At 53.0% G+C, this 21470-nt stretch carries 18 protein-coding genes; 11 read left to right on the plus strand and 7 right to left on the minus strand.

From position 1 onward, the window contains the following. Positions 1-102 precede the first annotated feature (102 nt). Both BLW68_RS02800 and BLW68_RS02805 read left to right on the plus strand, forming a co-directional pair. Positions 103-1320, plus strand: a complete 1218-nt coding sequence (locus BLW68_RS02800; protein WP_092790008.1) for an acyltransferase family protein — start codon at positions 103-105, stop codon at positions 1318-1320. Positions 1321-1382: 62 nt separating this feature from the next. Then, positions 1383-1934: a histidine phosphatase family protein gene (locus tag BLW68_RS02805; RefSeq protein WP_092790010.1), complete on the plus strand. Its 552-nt coding sequence runs from the start codon at positions 1383-1385 to the stop codon at positions 1932-1934. A gap of 76 nt (positions 1935-2010) precedes the next feature. On the opposite strand, the gene BLW68_RS02810 is transcribed toward BLW68_RS02805, so the two are convergent. From BLW68_RS02810 to BLW68_RS02825, 5 genes are all read right to left on the minus strand, one after another. Further along, positions 2011-3153 (minus strand): PQQ-dependent sugar dehydrogenase, encoded by a 1143-nt coding sequence (locus BLW68_RS02810; protein ID WP_092790012.1) that lies wholly within the window; start codon positions 3151-3153, stop codon positions 2011-2013. Between the two features lie 258 nt (positions 3154-3411). Beyond that, complete coding sequence (locus BLW68_RS21540) at positions 3412-3537, minus strand: hypothetical protein (protein WP_281246193.1); 126 nt, start codon at positions 3535-3537, stop codon at positions 3412-3414. Beyond that, the gene (locus BLW68_RS02815; protein WP_092790014.1) at positions 3537-4778 is read right to left on the minus strand and encodes a hypothetical protein; all 1242 of its coding nucleotides are present in this window, start codon (positions 4776-4778) and stop codon (positions 3537-3539) included. Before BLW68_RS02815 ends, BLW68_RS21540 begins: the two co-directional genes overlap by 1 nt. Continuing rightward, a complete protein-coding gene (locus BLW68_RS02820; RefSeq protein WP_092790016.1) occupies positions 4778-5398 on the minus strand; it encodes a condensin complex protein MksE in 621 nt (206 codons plus the stop codon). Before BLW68_RS02820 ends, BLW68_RS02815 begins: the two co-directional genes overlap by 1 nt. Then, entirely contained in the window at positions 5398-9063 is a 3666-nt protein-coding gene (locus BLW68_RS02825) for an ATP-binding protein (RefSeq protein WP_092790018.1), read from the minus strand. The genes BLW68_RS02820 and BLW68_RS02825 overlap by 1 nt, the downstream gene beginning before the upstream one ends. Positions 9064-9356: 293 nt before the next feature. Between BLW68_RS02825 and BLW68_RS02830 the strand changes: the two genes are divergently transcribed. The 8 genes from BLW68_RS02830 to BLW68_RS02865 all read left to right on the plus strand — a co-directional run bounded on the left by BLW68_RS02830 (position 9357) and on the right by BLW68_RS02865 (position 19246). After that, a complete protein-coding gene (locus BLW68_RS02830) occupies positions 9357-10601 on the plus strand; it encodes an OprO/OprP family phosphate-selective porin (protein WP_092790020.1) in 1245 nt (414 codons plus the stop codon). Positions 10602-10612: 11 nt separating this feature from the next. Next, positions 10613-11578, plus strand: a complete 966-nt coding sequence (locus BLW68_RS02835) for a tripartite tricarboxylate transporter substrate binding protein (protein ID WP_218141285.1) — start codon at positions 10613-10615, stop codon at positions 11576-11578. 15 nt (positions 11579-11593) lie between these two features. Continuing rightward, the gene (locus BLW68_RS02840; RefSeq protein ID WP_092790022.1) at positions 11594-12064 is read left to right on the plus strand and encodes a tripartite tricarboxylate transporter TctB family protein; all 471 of its coding nucleotides are present in this window, start codon (positions 11594-11596) and stop codon (positions 12062-12064) included. Between the two features lie 3 nt (positions 12065-12067). Then, positions 12068-13576 carry a tripartite tricarboxylate transporter permease gene (locus BLW68_RS02845; protein WP_092790024.1) on the plus strand — a complete coding sequence of 503 codons (1509 nt, stop codon included), beginning with the start codon at positions 12068-12070 and terminating at the stop codon, positions 13574-13576. A gap of 81 nt (positions 13577-13657) precedes the next feature. Next, entirely contained in the window at positions 13658-15256 is a 1599-nt protein-coding gene (locus tag BLW68_RS02850; protein ID WP_092790026.1) for an ATP-binding protein, read from the plus strand. Next, the gene (locus tag BLW68_RS02855; protein ID WP_092790028.1) at positions 15253-15963 is read left to right on the plus strand and encodes a response regulator; all 711 of its coding nucleotides are present in this window, start codon (positions 15253-15255) and stop codon (positions 15961-15963) included. Before BLW68_RS02850 ends, BLW68_RS02855 begins: the two co-directional genes overlap by 4 nt. Before the next feature lie 91 nt (positions 15964-16054). Further along, complete coding sequence (locus BLW68_RS21545) at positions 16055-18142, plus strand: TonB-dependent receptor (RefSeq protein ID WP_092790030.1); 2088 nt, start codon at positions 16055-16057, stop codon at positions 18140-18142. Positions 18143-18172: 30 nt separating this feature from the next. Then, complete coding sequence (locus tag BLW68_RS02865) at positions 18173-19246, plus strand: PepSY-associated TM helix domain-containing protein (RefSeq protein ID WP_092790032.1); 1074 nt, start codon at positions 18173-18175, stop codon at positions 19244-19246. Here the strand turns inward: BLW68_RS02865 and BLW68_RS02870 are convergent. After that, positions 19212-19844, minus strand: coding sequence for a trimeric intracellular cation channel family protein (locus tag BLW68_RS02870; protein ID WP_092790034.1), 633 nt, complete (start codon positions 19842-19844; stop codon positions 19212-19214). The two genes, BLW68_RS02865 and BLW68_RS02870, sit on opposite strands and share 35 nt — an antisense overlap. A gap of 159 nt (positions 19845-20003) precedes the next feature. Here BLW68_RS02870 and BLW68_RS02875 point away from each other — a divergent pair, with 159 nt between their 5' ends. After that, the gene (locus BLW68_RS02875; RefSeq protein WP_092790036.1) at positions 20004-20954 is read left to right on the plus strand and encodes a hypothetical protein; all 951 of its coding nucleotides are present in this window, start codon (positions 20004-20006) and stop codon (positions 20952-20954) included. Positions 20955-21031: 77 nt separating this feature from the next. Here BLW68_RS02875 and BLW68_RS02880 read toward each other — a convergent pair whose 3' ends face one another. Beyond that, complete coding sequence (locus BLW68_RS02880) at positions 21032-21442, minus strand: DUF2784 domain-containing protein (RefSeq protein WP_092790038.1); 411 nt, start codon at positions 21440-21442, stop codon at positions 21032-21034. Positions 21443-21470: the final 28 nt, after the last annotated feature.

The following is a 21470-nucleotide window of genomic DNA, read 5'->3' on the forward strand; positions in this document are numbered from 1 at the left end:
GTGCCACCTGTTATCCCCAAACGCCGCCGGTGAGTCATTCTGCGGTTTCTCATGCTAGTGCAGCAACGCACTATAGCGCAACAGTAATAACGGAGCACACTCATGACAACCACACCTTATCAGCGCCACTACGACCTGGACTGGCTGCGCACGCTGGCCTTTGGCCTGCTGATCTTGTATCACATTGGCATGTACTATGTTGCCGACTGGGGCTGGCATATTAAAAGTGACGTGACCAGTGAAGCGCTGCAAAACCTGATGATCTTAACCAACCAATGGCGTATGTCGCTGTTGTTTTTTATCAGTGCTATGGCGCTGGCCTTGGCGCAGCAACGCAGCAGCCGGTTAGGCCTGTTTGGCCTGCGCAGTAACCGCTTACTTATTCCGCTTTTATGCGGCATGTTTATTGTGGTAGTGCCGCAGGTATATTTTGAAGCGCTATCGCAGCAGTTGATTGAACCGGGTTATCTGAGCTTTTGGTGGCAGTATATTAACCCCAATACAGAGTTATTAAGAGATCATCACAGCCCTATTGGCCTGCTAACCTGGAACCATCTGTGGTTTTTGCCGTATTTATGGTGCTACAGCGCACTGGTGCTGTTGTTCGCCGGCCCGTTAAACCGGCTTGCTCAGGCCAACTGGTTGCAGGCGCTACCCGGACGCTATGCATTTTTACTTATCGTGCCCAGCATGATGGTAGTCTGGCTGACATTACGTGCGCATTTTCCATCTACCCATGCGCTGCTTGATGACTGGTATAACCATGGTAAATATATGCTGGCGTTTGTTGGCGGTTACCTGTTTGCACAGCAAGGGAACTGGTGGCAACAGGTTATCCGTTGCCGGCGTTACTTTCTGCTGGCCGCTTTGCTGTGCTACTGCCTGATTATTGCTGATCGTAACGGTGTATTTGGCAGCCTACCGGACAATGAAATTAGCTTTGTGCTGCGGCTGGTTTTCTCTGTCGTACTTTCGCTTAATCACTGGTGCTGGATCCTGGCATTAGTCGGTTACGCAGGCCGCTACCTGAACCGGCCAACCAGTAAGCTGGATAAAGACGGCAGCCTGCTGCACTACAGTAATAACGCTATCTTGCCCTGGTATATGCTGCACCAGACGCTGATTATTGTATTTGCTGTATGGCTAAAACCTTTAGCACTGCCGGTGGGGATTGAAGCCATAGCGTTGATCGTGTTGACTTGCCTGGGCTGCTGGGCCGGTTACGAGCTAATCAAGCGCTTCTGGCTTAGCCGCTGGCTGTTTGGTTTAAAGGTGAAGCTGCCAGCCAGTAGCGGCCGAAAAAGTACAGTGATGCAATAAAGCAGTAAACCTGTAGAGCTAAACCTGCGTATAACTGCCAAATATCGCGGATAAACTACTTAATGAAAGCCCTTATCTTGCTGTTATTTATACTAATACCCACCACCGCCCAGGCAGATGACACCGCCTGGGCAGCCTGGCGTGAGGGTAAAGCATTGTTGCTAATGCGCCATGCCTTAGCCCCCGGCACCGGTGACCCCGCCGGTTTTGTACTAGACGATTGCAGTACCCAGCGTAACCTGAATAGCGAAGGACAGCAGCAGGCACTACGCTGGGGTAAATTATTGCGCCAGCAATACCGCGGCAATATACAGCTTTACAGCAGCCAATGGTGCCGCTGTTTAGATACTGCCCGGCTGATGGCACTATCTACCCCACAACCGCTGCCGCTGCTTAATTCCTTTTTTGCCGGCCGCGGTGATGGCGATAAACAAACTCAGGCGTTAATGCAGTACTTTTCCCAAGCTCAGTTACGCCAGCCCACAGTACTGGTAACCCATCAGGTAAATTTCACCGCCCTAACCGGTATTTTCCCCCGCTCGGGTGAAGCGGTTATTGTAGCTTTGCCGCTAAGACAACCGGCAACAGTATTAGCGCAGCTAAACATACCTTGATACAAGCAGAAATTAGCTATTCGCTCTGAGTGTCAGAGCGAATGCTGGCTAACGTTATTAGTATTTAGAATTGTGACTAACGAGCAACAGGCGTTAACTTCAGCAGGCGCCCCTTGCTATCCCCGCGTTCATCCTCGAGTACCCAGATAGCTCCATCCGGGCTCTCGGTAACCTTGCGAATACGCGCGCCCATGTTATAACGCGCTACCTCGGTGGCACTCTCGCCATCGAACTTAATGCGCACTATGCCCTGAGAGGAGAGGCCAGCCGCTAAGGCATCGCCCCGCCAGCCGGCAAAAAGGTTGCCACGGTACACTATAATATCGGCCGGTGAAATCACCGGTGTCCAGCTGATTGCCGGTGCAGTGAACTCAGGCCGAGTGTCGTGGTTGGGGATGTCCCGGCCATCGTAATGTATGCCATCAGATACTTCCGGGTAGCCATAATTGGCGCCCCGTTTAATTAAATTAAGTTCGTCACCGCCAGCTGGGCCCATCTCAAGGACCCATAATTTGCCAGTCAGATCGAACGTCATCCCCAGCGGGTTGCGATGACCCAGCGACCAGATCTGTGAGTAAATTGCTTCGTTGCCGACAAAGGGATCTTCATCACTGTAATTAACAAAGGGGTTGTCTTTGGGCTCCGAACCATCGTCATGTAAGCGCAGTATCTTGCCCATAGATGATTGCATATCCTGGGCAGGCGTGAACTTTTGCCGGTCACCCGAGGAAATCCACAGATAGCCGCTGTTATCAAACAGCAGGCGGTGGCCATAGTGGCCATAGCCCAGCACTTTGGGGTACTGTCGCCAGATCACCTGCAGGTTTTTCAGCTGAGGACTGCTTCCGCCCTCAACCATAGTGCCGCGGGCCACAGCTGCACCGCGCACTCCGCCCTCACCTGACTCAGCGTAGCTGATGTAGATAAGTTTGTTATTGGCGAAGTCAGGATGCAACGCCACATCCCCCAAGCCACCCTGGCCGCCATAATCCACGTTCGGTAACCCACCAACTGGTTGAGATTTCTCTCCCTGCTGCGTAACAATGGTCAGTCGCCCTTTCTTTTCAGTGACCAGTATGCGCCCATCTGGCAGAAAGGCCATCGACCATGGCTCGTCAAACCGGGTGATTTCCTCAGTCTGAAACGGCAGCTTATCCTGCGCCGATGCCAAGAACGTGATAACTAACCCTAGAAGAAGCGCATACAGCTGCCGAGTCATAACATATCTCCAGCCTGTGATGAATAAGTCAGCCGTTAGTATAGCAAAGCCCTTGCAACCTGCTTTTGGCCTACGCCATGATAGTTAGTGTCAGCCATTTGCTTCTGATGAAGTTAAGAGGGCAGAGACCGCCGCACTGCCCTACACCCTGTATACCCAGACCGCTATCGAGTGGCGTATTTAGTTTTAGTAAAACCCGTTGCTGGCGCGGCTGCAGACCGATGCTTTTTAGCTCTTGCTGGCTACGCGCGGCATTGTCTAATCTGCTGTGTTGATCTGGCGCATCCAGATAGCAGGCTTGTTGTAGCTGCCGCTGGCATTAAGCCGCTGTTGCAGTTGCTGCAAATAGCGCAGTGTTTGTGCACTCAGCGGCGGGTAGCTCATCAGGCCGCCTGCAGGCTCAGGCTGATATCGCGGATAAGCAGCAGGCTGTTAACGGCGCTGGCTGGCACTTCGTCGCGCTTAATGGCAAACATATGCTTTTCATCTACCGGCAGCGCCTGATACTCGGCAATGATCTGATACAGCCAGATTTCGCTGTCCCAGTTTAGCTGGTGCTCGGCCAGATAATCCAGCGCACTTAAAGGTCCGGCTTTATCAATCACCCGCAGGTAGAAGTTTTCCACGTCAGTTTTCAGCGCTTGCTGGCGGGCGGCAATTTCTTCATCTTCCATTACTGCGGCAAAACTGGCGCTTTGCTGATCCGGCAGGTTTATAACGGCGGTTCTGGGTAACGCCCGCACCAGTTCGGCCAGGATCTGGCGTTCGCTGGCTTTATCCAGCGCAATAGCCGCTTGTGGCTGTATTGCTGCAGCCTGATTAAATAACACCGGCACGTCAGAGCGGTTAGGATAATCGGCTGGCTGATACTTCGGGTGCTGGCGCAAAAATGCCGCCATATTGGTGATCAGCATGGAACGCGACTGCTGCTGGCGAAAACGCGCTAACAGCTCGACTAAGCGTTTTTGCACTTCCAACAGGCTGCTGTGGTGCGAGCTAAGCTGGTTTTGCAGCTGGCTGACCAGTAATTTGCGCAGGTGGTTATTGCCTTCTGACAGCTCAATTAACTCGTTAAAATCCAGTAACACCAGGCCATCGAGCAAACGGCGTAATTGCTTTTGCGCCCGCTCGTTCTCGCGGATTTTATCATCCAGGCTGGCAACAAAACCAAAATCGCTGTTCAGCCGGTGCCATAAGCTGTCTATCGCCTCTTCAAACTGGCCGCTTAAGTCGTGTACATGCTCGGTTAACCGTTGCAGTTGCAGCTCGGCCACACTGTAATCGCCTTTGTACTGTGCATCGCGGTACGCCTGCACCCGGTTACGAATTTGCTCCAGCTTTTCTGCCACATCGGCATTAATCTGGCGGCGGTTTTCGTCGGCCACCATACTGGCAATCAGCTCGCTAACCAGTGGCCTTAGCGCCAGCGGTTGCTGCTCATCCGGCCGCCACAAAATACGCGCCGCAATCAGCTTTTTTAGCGCAGTTTCGCTAAAGGCGGCTTCATCGATAAAACCGTCCAGATAACCCTGCATCAGTGCTTTATGGTGCTTGCCCAGCAGCGCCAGCCGTTCGGCGCCGACGCTAAACAGGTTAGAGGCAGAACCCGTGTCCAGCGGCGCCATTACAATATCGCCTGCTGGGTTGGGGTGTCATCTACTGGCAGATGCTCTTCATCACGGATAAACCGAATAACATCAATTAAATAGTCAATTTTGCCGGTAACAATATAGTACTGCCGGTCGCTGTGCGGTTGCAGCAGGTAGCCGTGCTCTTTTAAGCGGCGGAAAATCAGTTTTACCTGGTTGTCCAGCGCATCACTCTGGCTGTTAAAAAAGCGGTCGCTGGCCAGTTGGTTTAAGCGTTGGCGCAGGCTTTGGTTGTCCTCGGTGCGCAGAACAAACTCCTGCAGCTTAATGGTATCGCCTGCCGTTAAGGCGCTGTCGCGGCCCAGGGTTTCCTGCACCAGTTGCAGCCATTCCAGCAGTGGCAACAGCGATTGTACGGTTAAGGCAAACTGGCCGCTTAATTGCTCGCGCGCGGCTTTATTCAGTTCGTGATACGCCAGAAAATACACGCTGTTATCTTCATTGCTAACTAAACGACGGTTTAGCGGGCGCAGATAGTGGTTAATATCCTGCTGCGTTTGTTCCAGGCTTAAATGGCGGAATGCATCTTCGTCGCTAACCTGGCAGATAAAATCACCGGCCAGCAGCCGTTCCAGTAAAGGACCATGTTGTAACATTAGCTGGCCTCCTGTTGCCGCTGTGCCAGCCGCTCAGCTAACCGGCTGGTTTTAGGTTGAATACGTTTTAACTGGCGTTTGCTCGGATCTTGCTGGCTGGGTTCGATCAGATAGCGGTGTTTAAACAGCATCAGCACGTCAGACTCAGGGTTAGGAAAGGCACCGACAATAATAATGTTATTGGCGCTGCAGGCCGCAAACAGTTTTTCTACGTTGTGATAGGCCAGGGTGCCAATTTCATCTATCGGCCAGTGAATCGCCACTTTGGCCTCGCCACGCAATAAGCGGGTAAAGGCCAGCAGGTACTTACATAAAATAAGATAAGCCATACCGTGGCTGGATGACTCCAGCAACTGGCGGTCATTTTTAATCACCAGCTCAGAGCCGCCTTCGCTCAAATGCAGCTCAAGCCGCAGTAAGGATTCAATAGTATATTGCTCATCAGCGCGCAGCAGTTCTACCACATCGGCCAGCGCATTGAGGTACTGCTCGGAAGGCAATGCTTTGCCCGAGGCGCCCCAGTCGTCGTACAGTTTGGCAAAGTGTTTCAGCGGCTGCCAAAAGCCCAGCTCGTCAATGGTAGATAAAATACGCACTTCGGATTTGCTGATGCCTTCGAGCACCAGATCGTCGGCCACCGCTTCGCTTAAACGGCGGCTTTGCAGGGCAATACGGCGGTTAATGTCGCTGAATACGGTAAAAAACTTTTTCAGATCGCCGCCAATGTTTTCGCCCATTTCCAGCAACTGCTGTTGCTGATCCTGTAAGATCCGCAGTAAGTCGGCCAGAATAGGCAATTGCTGGCGTTTACCGGCGTAATCGGGCAGTTTGCGTTTTTCGTGCTCCAGCCGGTCAAGAAACTCACTACCGGCATCTTTACTCAGCGTGGTCTCAAACTGTTCCAGTTGTAATTTTAACTGCTGATCCAGCTTGCTGCGCTGCTCCAGCGCTTCATTGCTGCGGGCTAAACGCTCCACTAAATCGGCTGATGCGGCAAGCGCGGCCGGTGTGACCTCTGCCAGATGCAGCTCTGCCAGTTTTAACAGCAACGGTTTTAACTGGCTTAGCCAGACATCGGCCTGCTGCATTTTTTCCTGCCACTGGCGTTTTTGTTCGTCCAGCCGTTTCTGGCTGGCAGCAAAATCGGCTTTTAACTGGCCAAGCAGTTGGCTGAGCTCACGTTGCTGTTGTTTTAATTCAGTTTCTTTGCTCAGTAACTGTGGCCGCAGCTGCTGCCAGTCCAGTTGCATAAAGCGTTGCCACTGCGTCAGTTCGTCCTGGCGGCTTTCGGTGGCTTTAATATCGGTTTTCAGTTGCTCCTGGCGCTGCTTCAGCTCGACCAGCCGTTTCGGATCTATGCCCTTGGCCGATAACTCTTCGTTAAATGCTTGCTGCAACTCACTAAGCTGTTGTTTATTGTCGTCGCGCTTGCGCTCCAGCTGGCGTTCCAGCTCGTCCAGTTGTTCATCAAATACCTGCAGTTCGGCCTGCCAGTCGGCTTTCAGCTCAATTTTTTGTGTTTGATGATCGGCTTTAAGCGCCTGTAAATCCTGTTGTTGCTGCTGTTGCAGCTTTTCCAGTTGTTGCTGCTGCTCTGCCAGTTCGGCACGCGCACTGGCCTGGCGTTGTTTAACCAGCTCGCGCTGCGCAGCTTCCAGCCGGTTACGGGCGTCGCGGGCGTAGTCAATATTCTGCTCAGCCTGGGTATATTGCCACTGCGCCTGCTCCAGTTGAGCCTGCACCAGCTCGGCTTGCTGATGGCTGTCTTTCAGCGTTTTTTCGGCGGCAGCCTTAGCAGCCGTTGCCTGCTCCAGTTGTTGCTCTGCACTGTGTATGCGGTGGCGGATGGCGGCTTCATCCTGAGCGTAGTCGGGCGTGTCTATTGCCGCCAGCTCCAGTTGCAGGCCATAGAGGCTGTCGCCCAGTTCTGCCAAATGCGGCTGTAAGTCCTGCCGTTCTAATAAACGCTCGTCCAGCACCTTACCTAATTTTTGCTCCCAGCCGCTGTAATGCAGGCGCAGATAATGGCGTAAACTGCCCTGCTCCGGCGTAAGCTGGCGGTGTAGTTGCTGCAGTTGTTGTTCAGCCAGATGCCGCGCTTTACTGGCGTGTTCCAGTTGCTTATCGGCCTGTTCGCGCTGTTGCCGGGCTTGCTGATATTGCTGCTGCAGTTGCTGTACCTGCCGCGCCTGCTGCTGGGCCTGCTGCTGGGTTTGCTCCAGCCGCAGCTCAGCACTGCGCAATTCATCATGTTCGGTGTCGGTTAACGCCGAATGGCTCAGCTGGCTTTGCAGTACCGCAATACCGTTACTGCACTGGGTTAATTGTTCGGCAAAGCGCTGTTGTTGTTGCTGTAAACGCTGTTGAAAAGCATTTTCGAGCGCCGAGAGTTTAGTATCTTGCTGCTCGCGGGTGCTGTCTTTTTGCTGTTGCAGTTGTTTGGCTTTACCGCGCTGCTGCTCACTTAAGCGGTTAAAAGCCTCCAGCAGTTTGGCTTTGCGCTGCTCTAACTGCCGCTCCATATCGCCGTGCTGCTCTACCATCAGTTGGTATTGCTCCAGCAATTCCTGCAGCGTATCGCGCCACAATGGCAGCGCGTCGGTATCGCGCTGCAGTTTGGCCATATCGCGGCTTTCAAAATTATCGTACTGCTGTTGCAGCTGATCTAACCGCGCGCTGGTTTCGGTTAAGTCTGCTTCAGCTTTGCTCAGTTTGCTGTTTTGCTCCATCTGCTGCTGTTCAAACTGCTGCTTTAACTGTTGCAGCTGGCCGCGTAATAGCTGCACCTGTTGCTCGGCATCGGCCTTTTGCAGTTTTTGTTGCTGCTCGTCCTGCTGCAATAACGGCAGTAACGCGGCCAGTTGGGCTTCAGCGCTGTCCAGTTGTAATGCCAGTTGTTTTAAGCGTTCAAAATCCTGCTGCAGTTTGTCCAGCCGCATCGACTGGCGCATTTGCTGGATCCACTCGCGCGCCTTGGTGTTTTTCACCTTGGTAGTAGGCAGAGTTACGCCGTCTTCTTCAAAAATGGCCGCTAACATCGCTTTTAGCGTATCCATTTTGCCTTCTTTGGCATGCACGGCGCTTACCAGCTTTTCAATGTGGCGCAGCTTATGGCCACTGCTGACCAAACTAAAGCTGGCTGCTAAACGGCGTAATTTTACGCTATCGGCGTTGTTGCCACGCAGCGCGGCAGCGTCGTTCTGAATAATGCTGCGGTATTCACTGGTAGCACTGATTTTATGCGATACCTGCACATCAGCCAGGCTGCGCATAGCAGCGGCCCAGTCGTTATAGCTGTGGCCTTTTACGCCCTCTGCGGTGTGCTGCAAATACTGCTCACTGTTGTAAGGCGCATTGATAAAGCGGTAATCGACACCGCCATCATTTTTGCGTGTTAATACCACCTGGCAAATATCACCGTTTTCGCGCTGGTATTCATACACGATATAGCTGTTAGAAAACGGCAGATAAAATTCATCAAACTTTTTGCGGGTTTTCGGTACCACACGGTTGGGCTGCTCACCAAAAAATACCGGCACCAGGCGTTGTAAGGTGGTTTTACCCGAGGCATTAGTACCGCAGATATTGGTGTGTTCATCCAGTTGCAGTTCCACCACTCCAGGCAGGTGGGTGTGAATAAGCACAATACGAAGTAATTGAGACATAGCGCATCCTGTCAGCGGTGCAATCACTGCGCACCGCAGTCAATATTTTAATGCGGCTTATTATCCATGGAATGCGGCTAAATGCCAGTTTGAAAAGCGCTGGCAGCACAACAAGCCACCGCACCACTAATGTGCATGAACAAAATGCACAAAATCAGCAAAACGCTCTAATTGCAGCTTAAGCACACAATGTTGAGCAAAACCCTGTTTGCTTCCAGGCTTGCGTTGCGGCCTGAGTTCATTTGCTGTTCAGCCGCTACAAAAATAAAACTATGATCAACAGGGCTGGATAGATGAAACCATATAATACACTTTTGCCGGTGCTCGCATTGTCGTGCCTGGCGGCACCGTCGTACGCCACTGAAACCGAACAAGATTTAGCGGCACAGGTTGCCAAACTCAGCGAACAGGTAGCTGAACTGCAAAAACAGGCTGACTCCCCTGCTATCAGTTTCAGCGGCCGCGTACAGCTGGATTACAACTGGTTTAACGGCGCCTATAACGCCAATGAAAACGGCAGCAGCGGCAGTGATTTATTTCCACGCCGCGTGCGGGCGGCGATAGATTCAGAATTTGAAAACTGGGACCACACCTTACTGCTGGAATTTGCCGAAGGCACCGCCGAAATTATTATGGCGCGGGTGCGCTATTCCGGTTTCGACAATGGCCTGCGCCTGCAATTTGGTAAATTGCGCGAAGATATCTCACTTAACGCCCTCACCAGCAGCAACAATATCAGCCTGATTGAACGCAGCAGCCTGGCCGATACCTTCTCACCTTACTTCCGCTGGGGCGCATCGGCGTATCAGTACAATAAAGACAACGGCCTACGCTGGGCGTTGGGGGTATATAAAAATGATGCTTTTGGCTCAGACGGCGAAGATGACAGCGGCAAGTTAGCGCTGGCCTACACCGGCCGCTTAACCTGGTCGAAAACCTCTGCCGATCAGGTGTGGCACCTGGGTGCCTGGCATTCGCAGCGCGATATGGGCGGCAATGAACTGGCAGCACGGGTTGCCCGCGGCGAACTGCGGGAAACTGCAGTACGGCTGGTTGATTATGCCGCCGGTGGCGATGTGGTCGCGCTGGACAGTTTACGCCAGTCCGGATTGGAGCTGGCTTATCAGCTGCGCAGCCTGACAGTGGAAGCGGAATACGCCCAACGCACACTGAATACCTTCGATAACAGCAGCCTGCTTGATGGCACCGATCACAGCGGTTATCACCTCAGTGTCAGCTTTTTTCCGGGCGGGCAGCAACGCCCTTACAGTGCTGGCTCTGCCGTATTTGGCCAGCCGAAAGACATCCGCAATGCCTGGGAGCTGGTAGCCCGTGTCAGCCAGCTTGACACCGCCAACGCGGGTCAGGGTACCGATGTCACCACTTACACCCTCGGCGGCGCTTATTACCTCAACCCGAAAGTAAAATTTATGGCCAACCTGATGCACAGCAGCGTGTCTGGCGCAGGCCAGCAGGCGCTTAGCGGCGAAGAAGACAGCGGCACCGGCTTTGCCGCCCGCGTACAGTACTTATTCTAGGAAACCTTATTATGAAGATGATCAGCTTACTGAAAAAATCCGTTCTTGCAGCGGTACTGGCGGGCTTTTGCCACAGCGCACTGGCCGAACTGCACATTATTATTCCCGGCGGCCCCGGTGGCGGCTGGGACACCACAGCACGTAGTGTAGGTGAAGCACTGATGAAATCAGGCCTGGAAAGCCGTACTTCATTTCAGAATATGTCTGGCGGCGGCGGTGGCCGCGCTATTGCCTATATGATTGAAATAGGTAACAAGAAAAACGACATTCTGATGGTGAATTCTACCCCGATCGTGATCCGCGCTTTGTCGGGTGCCATTCCGTTCAGCCACCGCGACTTAACCCCGGTAGCTAACCTGATAGCCGACTACGGCGCCTTTGTAGTACGTAACGACTCGCCACTAACCAGCTGGCAGCAGGTGATTGAGCAGTTGAAAGTTAACCCGTCCAGTTTAAAGTTTGCCGGTGGCTCGGCGCGCGGCAGTATGGATCATCTGGTGGCAGCGCAGGCTATTGCAGCAGCCGGCATCCCCGGCCGCAACCTGCGCTATATCCCTTACGACGCTGGCGGCCAGGCAAAAGCCGGTTTGCTGTCAGGTGAAGTAGAGCTGCTGTCTACCGGGTTAAGTGAAGCACTGGAGCTGGCCAACGGCGGCCAGGCGCGCATTCTGGCGATGACGGCAGAGCAGCCGGTGGCTGATTACCCGGAGATCCCTACGCTGCAGTCGCTCGGTTATGACATGAGCTTTACTAACTGGCGTGGTTTTTTCGCCGCCCCCGGCACTGCGCCAGAGCAAATAGCCGCCTATAACGACACACTACAGAAAATGCTGCAAACGCCTGAATGGGAAACCGTACGCGCACGTAACGGCTGGCTCAACCTGTATCAGGGGCCGGAGGAGTTTGCTGCCGCACTGGCCGAACAAGAGCAGGAACTTAAGCAGGTCATGCTGGACCTGGGTTTTATCCGTAACTAACCGTCAGAGGCAGCAATGTTAAATCGCGATACGTTAGGCGCACTGATTTTCCTGGCATTTTTCACCGCTTATGCAGTGTTTGCCTGGCAAATTCCGTTGCTGCCGTTTGAAGAAATGGACGCCGTTAACTCGGCGTCTATCCCCAAAGTTTATGCCGTGCTGGGGCTGATATTCAGCCTGCTGGCACTGCTGGCACAAGCTATTAAGCGCCAGCATAACCGCGACGCTGGCTGGCCACAGATTAACCGCAGAAGCATCGGCCAAACCGCGATATTGCTGCTGTTAATGTGGGTTTATACCGCGTTACTGGAACCTATCGGCTTTTTGCTGGCAACCTCTGCGTTTTTGTCTGCCGGCTTTTTTATTATGGGTGAACGCCGCTGGCGCGTGTTGCTGCTGGCCTCGGTGCCGGTTGCCGTGGTGTTCTGGCTGATTATGACAAAGTTGCTGGGGATCTATCTGGTACCCGGCGAACTGTGGAGTTAACTTATGTTAGATGGCATTTTACTGGGTCTGTCGACCGCCCTGCAGTGGCAGAATCTGCTATACGTTATTGCCGGTTGTTTTGTCGGTACCTTTATCGGCATGCTGCCCGGCCTTGGGCCCATTACCGCTATTGCACTGATGATCCCCATTACTTACAGCATTGACCCCAGCTCAGGCATGATACTGATGGCAGGGGTTTATTACGGCGCTATTTTCGGTGGCTCTACCTCGTCTATTTTAATTAACGCACCCGGCGTAGCTGGCACGGTGGCGTCATCGTTTGACGGCTATCCGCTGGCCAAACAAGGCATGGCCGGTAAAGCACTGGCCATTGCTGCCTGGGCGTCGTTTACCGGCGGTACTATCGGTGCGTTATTGCTGATGCTGGCCGCCCCCACGCTGGCTAAAGTCTCGCTAAGCTTTCAATCGGCCGACTATGTGGCGCTAATGTGTTTGGGCCTGACCGCCATAGCAGCGTTTTCTAACAAAGGTACCTTTTTAAAAGCCATGATGATGACAGTGTTCGGCCTGACATTATCTACCGTCGGCATAGACCCGTCTTCCGGCACCGAGCGCTTTACTTTTGGCAATACCGACCTGCTGGACGGCATCTCGTTTTTACTGATTGCCATGTCGACCTTTGCGCTGGCCGAAGCCCTGAGCAATGTACTGAAACCGGAAGTAAAACAAGCCAACAGCGAACAACCGATGCAAATTGGCTCTATCCGCTTAAGCAAAGCGGAAGTAAAAGAAATCAGCCCGGCTGTTGGCCGCTCATCAATACTGGGTTTTATTATCGGCGTACTGCCGGGTGCCGGTGCCACTATTGCCAGCTTTATGGCTTATGCTGCCGAGCGTAATCTGGCCCCCAAAGCCTTACAGGAAAAATTCGGCAAAGGCGCATTGCGTGGCCTGGCCGCGCCGGAGTCGGCCAATAACGCCGCCTGTACCGGATCTTTTGTGCCACTGCTCACGCTGGGTATTCCGGGCTCCGGCACCACGGCCATTATGCTGGGTGCCTTAATTGCCTATGGTATTCAGCCGGGGCCAATGCTGATGCAGGACAACCCCGATGTATTCTGGGCGGTAATTATCAGTATGTATTTGGGTAATATAGTGCTGCTTATTCTTAACCTGCCGCTGATCCCATATCTGGCGCGGGTGCTGATTATGCCCAAAGCTATCCTGACTATGATGATCCTGTTTTTCAGCCTGATTGGCGTTTATCTGGTGTCGTTTAATACCTTTGACCTGTTTATGATGATTGGCTTTGCGCTGGTTGCCTTGGTGCTGCGCCTGCTGGCGTTCCCGATGGCGCCGCTGCTGCTGGGGTTTATCCTCGGTGATATGATCGAAAGTAACTTTCGCCGCGCCATGATGACATCAGACGGCTCACTGAGTATCTTCTGGGATAAGCCACTGACACTGGGTATTATGCTGCTGGCTATCGTGGTACTGGCTATGCCGTTGCTAAGCTTTTTACGCTTACGTAAAGCGGCGCTGAAACAGTAAGATAAAGAGAACCGGCTTACTCTAAGTTAGCGTGAGTAAGCCGGTTCTCTGAGCTAAGTGCGAATATGCAGCAGGAACAGTATGAAACGACCTAAAAAGCTCGAAACAAGGTTAATTCTCTGGGTTACCGGCCTGTGCCTGCTGCAATTGCTGGTATTTGGCAGCATAGTGTATGCGTTGCTGGCAGAAAACCTGCAACAGCAAACCGGTGAACGGGCGTTAACACTGGCCAACGCCGTGGCCAACCGGCCCGATGTGCAACGCGCCTTGCTGCAACAACGGGCCGATGCCAACCTGCTTAATACTGTAGAACAATTGCGCCAGCATACCGGCGCCGACTTTATTGTAATTGGCGATACTGCCCAGCTGCGGCTGGTGCACCCGGACAGCAGCAAAATTGGCCTGCCAATGGTCGGCGATGACAGCCAGCGTGCGCTTAGCGGCGAGCGTTATATTTCTGAAGCCACCGGCAGTTTAGGTTTGTCTATCCGCGGCAAGGTGCCGGTGCTAAGCGACAGCGGCGCTATTATTGGTTTGGTGTCGGTAGGCTATTTAGAGCAATCTATCCGGCCTTTGTTGTACAGCCACGGCTTGCAGTTACTGCTACTGGGCTTATTGCTGGTGGCATTAAGTATATTTAGCTCTATCTGGATCAGCCGCCGTGTACGCCATGCTATTTTTGGCCTGCAGCCGGATGAAATCGGCCGGTTATTTGCCGAGCAGGAAGCCATTTTAAATACCGTGCGCTCCGGCATTATCGCGGTAGACCCGGATGGCCGTATCCGCAAGCTGAACCAACGCGCTTGTGAAATTCTTGAACTGGCGCCAGCACGGCATAACGGCAAACTCAGCCTGCATGAAGTCCTGCCCGCTCACAGCGCTTATCTGCTGGCCGATCAACACCTGCCGATCCGCGGTTTCGAGCTGTTTGCTGCCGGTAAACGCATTGTGATGGGCCGCTCGGTATTGCAGGTACAGGGCCAAACCGACGGCGTACTACTAAGCATGCGCCCGGTGGATGAGCTGGAATACCTAAGCCAGCAACTGGCCAAGTTGCAAGAATTTGCCGAGCTGCTGCGGGTGCAAACCCACGACTACGCCAATAAACTCAACACCCTGGGCGCATTAATCCAGATGGGCGCCTACGATAAAGCCATAGAGCTGATTGGCCAGGAATCGCAGGGCTTTCAGGCACAAATTCATAACCTGCTCGAGCATATCAGCGAGCCTTTGATTGCCGGGTTGTTACTGGGTAAACACCATAAAGCCCGTGAAATGAATATCCGCTTTGAAGTTAGCAGCGACAGCCAGCTAGCCTCCATCCAGCGCCAGGACATGGCAGAACTGGTATCTATATTGGGTAACCTGATCGACAACGCCCTGGAAGCAGCGCAAAATGCAGTGCGCTTTAGGGCGCCGGCGGTACGGGTAACGCTGGATGATGTCGGTACTAACCTGATTTTTGATGTTGAAGACAGCGGCTTTGGCCTGGCAGCCGATCTGGACACCATTTTTACGCCACAGTACAGCTCTAAAAGCGATGCCCGCCACGGCATTGGTATGTATCTGGTAAAAACCCACCTTGACGCTTGCCACGGCACGCTGGAAGTGGGTAAGTCTGATCTTGGCGGCGCCAGGCTCAGTGTGTTTATTCCCAAACACGGCAGGCAAAACGCATGACCTACAGCGTTGTTATAGTGGAAGATGAAATAGAAGTGGCACAATTACTGGCGCAATACTTACTGTCGCCGGACAAAAGGCGCGCCAATGCGCCGCGTTATCAGGTGCTGGGCATTGCCAGCGATCTGGCCACGGCGCGCTCAGTGCTGTCGGCTCTCAACCCGGCGCTGATCCTGCTGGATGTGTATCTGCCTGATGGCAGCGGCCTGACTTTATTGTCTGAACTGCGGGCCCGCGATACCAACAGCGAAATTATGTTATTAACCGCCGCTAAAGAAGTACAGGTGCTGGAAAAAGCCATGCAACTGGGCGTTTGCGACTTTCTGGTCAAGCCGATAATGTTATCCCGGCTGGACCAGGCATTAAGCCGGTTTGAAGAAAAACAGCAGCATTTATCTGCTGCGCGTGAAGTCACACAATCAATGGTAGATGCGCTGTTTTTAAACCCGGCCGACAACCCGAAAGACAACACTAGTATCCGCCTGCCCAAAGGGGTAGACAGCCTGACACTACAAAAAGTACGGCAGGTGTTCAATGCTACGCCCGAGCAAGCCTACACAGCTCAGCGCATTGGCGAGCAACTGGGCATTAGCCGCTCTACCGCACGGCGCTATCTGGAATATTTGCTGGAAAGTGCAGAACTGATGGTCGATCAACACTACGGCGCTATCGGCCGGCCGGAACGCAGCTATCGTAAGTGCCGTTAGCCGGCTTATGCAGTGCTGGCTTGACTTTTGTTAACAACAGCATTATAAATGCGAACCATTCTCATTGCATTTTGTGTTAATAAGGTTGGTTATGTCTGCTCTGCCCCGCTTTACCCCATCGCGCCTCGCTTTGGCATTGTTATTATGCAGCCCACTGTTGCAGGCCAACGACGATGCTATAGAGCATATTCAGGTGAGCGCTACCCGCAGCAGTGCGCCGGTCAGTACAGTGCCGGCCACCATTACCGTGATCACGCAAGAGCAAATTGCCAGCCAGCTGGCGTTTACCCAGGATATTTCGGCCATTTTGGGCAACCTGTTACCCGGTTTTTCGCCTAGCCGGCAAAAACTGACCTCGGCCGGTGAAACGCTGCGTGGCCGCGAGCCGCTGTATATGATTGACGGCGTGCCACAGTCTAACCCGCTGCGTAACGGCTCACGCGATGGCAAAACCATCGATCCGGCAATGATAGAACGCATTGAAGTGATCCGCGGCGCTAATGCCATCCAGGGTATGGGCGCCAGCGGCGGCATTATTAATATTATTACCAAATCAGCCGCAGACAACCGCCATCAGCTTAGCGCCGGTTTTACTGCGCCTACGGCCGGCGGCAGCGATAGCCAAAGCTATAAAGCCAGTTATTTGCACAGCTATCAGCAGCAGGGTTTTGCTGTGGTGGCCGGCGTAGCAGCCAGCAATACCGGTATGTACCGCGATGGCAATGGTAAGCTGATTGGCGTTGACGGTACCCAGGGCGATACGATGGACTCGCGCAGCATTGATGTGTTTATTAAGACCCGGCAGCAATTAAGCGCTACGGAAACACTGCAGCTGATGGTTAACCATTATAAACTGCGCGGTAACGGCGACTATGTGCAGGTGCCGGGCAATGTAGCACAAGGAGTAGCGGCTACCTCGGTACGCGGCGAAACCGAAGGCAAAGCCCCACAAAACAAGATAACAACGGCCTCGCTTGATTACACTAACCAGGCGGTGTTGGGCGGCAGTTTAAGCTGGCAGCTGTTTTTACAAGATTTTGCGGCGCTGTATGGCGGTGGTCGCTTTGCGGCATTTCAGGACCCGGCTTACGGCGAAAACCTGTATGACCAATCCCAGAATAAATCCACCAAGTACGGTAGCCGTTTAACCTGGTTTAAGCCTAACCTGGCATTAAGCGCGCTGGATCTAAGCACCGGCGTTGATTGGTTGCAGGATAAAACCTATCAGGAACTGGCGCTGACCGGCCGCAACTGGGTACCAGAGGCGAAATTTAACAATATCGCGCCCTTTGCCCAATTACGTTACAGCGCCGTGCCCGACTGGACGTTCAGCGTTGGTGGCCGTTATGAATACGGCAAACTAAAAGTCGCTGATTTTACTACGCTGGCGTCATACAACAGTACCTTTGTTGAGGGCGGCGAACCGGACTTTAACGAGCTGCTAACCAATGCCGGTGTGGTATGGCAATTTCACCCTAATGTAAGGTTGTACGGTAGCTACAGCGAAGGCTTTAGCATGCCGGATGTCGGCCGCGTGCTGCGGGATATCAACACCCCGGGCTTGTCAGTAGACAGTTTTCTGACATTGCAGCCGGTGATTTCCGATAACCTGGAGCTGGGGGTGGAGTTCAGCTTTGACAACTGGCAACTGCGTGCCAGCGCCTATCGCTCGGACTCTGACTTAGGCTCACGCTTAGAACCCGATGCCGACGGCATTTACAGCGTAATGCGGGAGAAAACCGAGATAGACGGTATTGAAGCCGAAGGTCAGTACTATTTCAGCAGCGACAGCCAGCTTGGCTTTAGTTATGCCCGCACTAATGGCCGGTTCGACAGTGATAACGACGGCAAGGTTGACACCGATCTGGGCGGCGTGAATATCGCACCGGAGCGGTTAAACCTGTACTGGCAACAGCAGTGGCTGCCGGCACTGAGCAGCCGCTTACAAGCCAATATTCTGTTTAGCCACAGGCTGAACACGGCTGAGCAGTTTAACGGTTACACCACGCTGGATCTCAGCAGCAATTACGATACAGCCTACGGCCGCTGGACATTGGGCATAGAAAACCTGACCGACAAACAGTACTTTACCTACTATGCGCAAAGTACACCGGCCAATGCCCGTTACTTCGCCGGTATCGGCCGTACGCTGAACTTAAGCTGGAGCCATAGCTTTTAAATGGGTTCACTTTAAATGAGCTTATTCTGAATGGCCTTCACCGCTTCAAGGCTGCATCGCTACCTAAGCTGGGCGCTTGGCATCTGGCTGGTATTGCTGAGCGTTAGCGGCGCGGTGTTGCTGTATAAAAACCCGCTGCTGCGCTGGCAATACCCGCAGTTGCAGCACATTCAGCCGGTAGCGAATATCAGCCATTGGGGGCCGCTGCTAAACCAATTGCAGCAGGATGCGCAATTTCGTTATGTGAAATTCCCCGCCGCCGATGCGCTCTGGCTGGAAGCCGTTACATTTGATAACCAGCGGCACTATTACAATCAACAGCACCAGCTGTTGTTAACCCGCGACGTACATGGCGACTGGCTGGATTGGTTGTACGATTTTCATCTGCATTTGCTCTCTGGTGAGAGCGGCCATACCGCAAACGGTGTTATTGGCCTGCTTAGCATGCTGCTATTACTCAGCGGCCTGTGGCAATGGTGGCCGCGCCGCTTTAACCGCCGCCTGTTTAACCTGCCAAAACCTGACAGCAGCCTGCGCAGCTTACGCCAATACCATAGTGTGCTGGCGTTGCTGCTATTGCCGTTACTGCTGTTAACCAGTGCCACCGGCGCCATGATGGTATTCAGTACACAAACCCAAACCGTACTGCATACCTTAATACCGCCCTCTGCGCCGCCGGCACAACCGCTGCGCAGTATCGCGCCGGTGCCGCTTAATGCCACCAACTGGACCGCAGCCTTACAGAGCGCACAGCAGCATTGGCCCGTGCAGGCACTGCGCCTGGTAAGCCTGCGGCAAAAAGACAGCGACCCAATAAGCTTTCGTGCCAAAGCCGCAGACGAATGGCACCCGAATGGCCGCGGTGTACTGCAAATTAACCCGTCAGATAACAGTGTGTTGTTCGCGCTGCCGGCAGCTGAACTGGCGCTGGCCGATCGACTGCGTAATAGTTTCTACCCGCTGCATCTTGCTGCGGTGGGTGGCACCCTGTATCAGCTGGCGTTATTGTGCACCGGCGTGTTTAGCCTGGTGTTATTGCTGCTGGGGCTACTGTTTAGCTGGCGCCGGCTTAAGGCTCGTTCAGCTCGTTATGGTGCTTGCTGAACACCGGTATCGTTAATTGCCATTTCATTGCCGCTAAGCGCAGCAACAACAACGCCAGCATACCGCTGAGCATAGCGGGTAGTTGCGCCACGCCCAGTGCCAGCAAGCCGGTGTATACCACACCGCCAAAAATACAGGTTACGGCGTATAGCTCGCCACGAAACACCATGGGCACCTCACGGCACAGCACGTCGCGGATCATCCCGCCGCAAACCCCGCTCATAGTGCCCAGCAATATTGCTACCATGGTTGAGGTGCCGTGATCCAGCGCCTTTTGCGTACCCATAATAACGAAGAATGCCAGCCCCAGCGCATCAAACAATTGCAGAGTATTATGCGGAATGGTTAAACGGTTGCGTACCAGTAAAATGGTGGCCACAGCCGCAATAAAAATGGCGTAAAAATAGCTGTTATTGTTAATCCAGATCACCGGGGTATCCAGAATAACATCGCGCAAGGTGCCGCCGCCAATAGCGGTAACACTGGCCAGCACTATCACGCCAAAGCCGTCCATCTGGTTGCGCCATGCTGCTAAAGTGCCGGAAATAGCAAATACCGCAATGCCAAGTAAATCAAACCAGTGAAAATAGCTTTCCATATCTGCCCCCGGGCTGTTTCAGCGGCCAAAGTAACAGGCTTTGGCAACAGCGTAAATAGGTGGCATAACGATAAAAAAGCCGCCCGCTTTGCTGTTCGGCCAGCCCGGCTTGTGTTAACATTTTACCGTTTTTTTAACAAACACTTTTAAAGGATTAGTATGAACAAGTCAGTGATAGCGTTGGTTGTGGTAGCTGTAGCCGCAGGCGGCGGGTTGTATTATGCCAATATGCTGGCAGAAGACGCCATTAAACAGCAGATTGAACAGGCAAACCAAAGCTACCGCGACCTTGCCGATAACGGCGAAATGCCGCAGTTCTCATTGGCTTATAAAGATGTATCGGCCAACGTACTAACCTCCAGCTATAGCATTAGTGGCCTGGAAGTAACCATGGCAGAACTGGGCAATATTGCCACTATCGACCTTATTACTGCCAAAGGTGTTAAACCACAAAGCCTGGCCGACAAAGCCAGCATGCAAATAACCGGCATTAAAGCCGCTCCTGCCGCACTGCAATTGCTGCCGCCCCATGTCAGCGCCTTTGTGCAAAGCCTGGCGCTGCACGGTGATTACAGTTACGAGTATCAGGCCAATGGCCAACTGTTATTTAGCCAGCAAACCCGTATTAACGACGAGTTTAGCCTGAGTTATGACTTCACACTGGCGCAAATGCAGCAGTTCTGGCAATACGCCAAAGAATTCAGTGCCCTGCCACCAGAGCAACAACAAGCACTGACTGTCAGCGAAGACTATGTACAGCAGGTAATGGCTAAACTGGCTAGCGGCGCATTAAGCAATGGCAATGTTGTCATTGAAAACAAAGGTTTTATCGAGCGCGCTGTGGCCATGGCGGCCGAGCAAGGCCAGGCACCGGATCTGAAAACCATACAGGGCATGGCGCTGCTGAATATTTCGATGCTGGAACCGCTGCCACAGCCAATGAAAGATAGCCTGACAACCTTTGTCAATAAACCGGAAAAGTTAAAGCTAACCTTTAGCTTTGCCGAGCCACTGCAATTTGAAAAACTGGCGACCGGTGAACCCATGCCTGGCCTGGAGACACCGGAAGCGATGATTGAATACGCCAATCTGAAACTGACCGCTAACTAAGATACGCCTGATAAGCCGGCTGCCCCGCCGGCTTTTTTATTTATACGCCAAACTGCAGCTTTGGCAGAGCTGTTCTGTCAACCGCCGCGCCGGCTGGCCTGCGGCGGTACTAAAAACCAACTCACTGCTACCAACCCAGCAAAGCCGGTATACAACAGCATAAAAACCCAATCCGGCGCCGTGTAATACAACAAGCTTTGCAACCAGTGTTGAATAAAGGAACCGGCATAAGTCGCTGCACCGGCCTTTTGCCGCAACGCCATTTCCCAAATGGTTAACGGGCAAATAACCCCAAGCCACGACTGCAGCACCACTATACCTATTGCGATTAAATGCAGGATGCGAAAGGTGCGGTTTCTAACCCAACGCCAATTGAGAAAATACCCCAGGTAAATAGCAAGCAAACCCAATACTACGAGTAACACAAACAGAAAGTGCAGCGTTAAAATGAAATCGGCAAGCCCAAGCAGTAACGACGCTTTTGACATACAGATCCTCCTGTAAGCTAAAGCAGCA

The sequence above is a fragment of the Rheinheimera pacifica genome, assembly GCF_900108485.1.
Classification (GTDB): Bacteria; Pseudomonadota; Gammaproteobacteria; order Enterobacterales; family Alteromonadaceae; genus Alishewanella; species Alishewanella pacifica.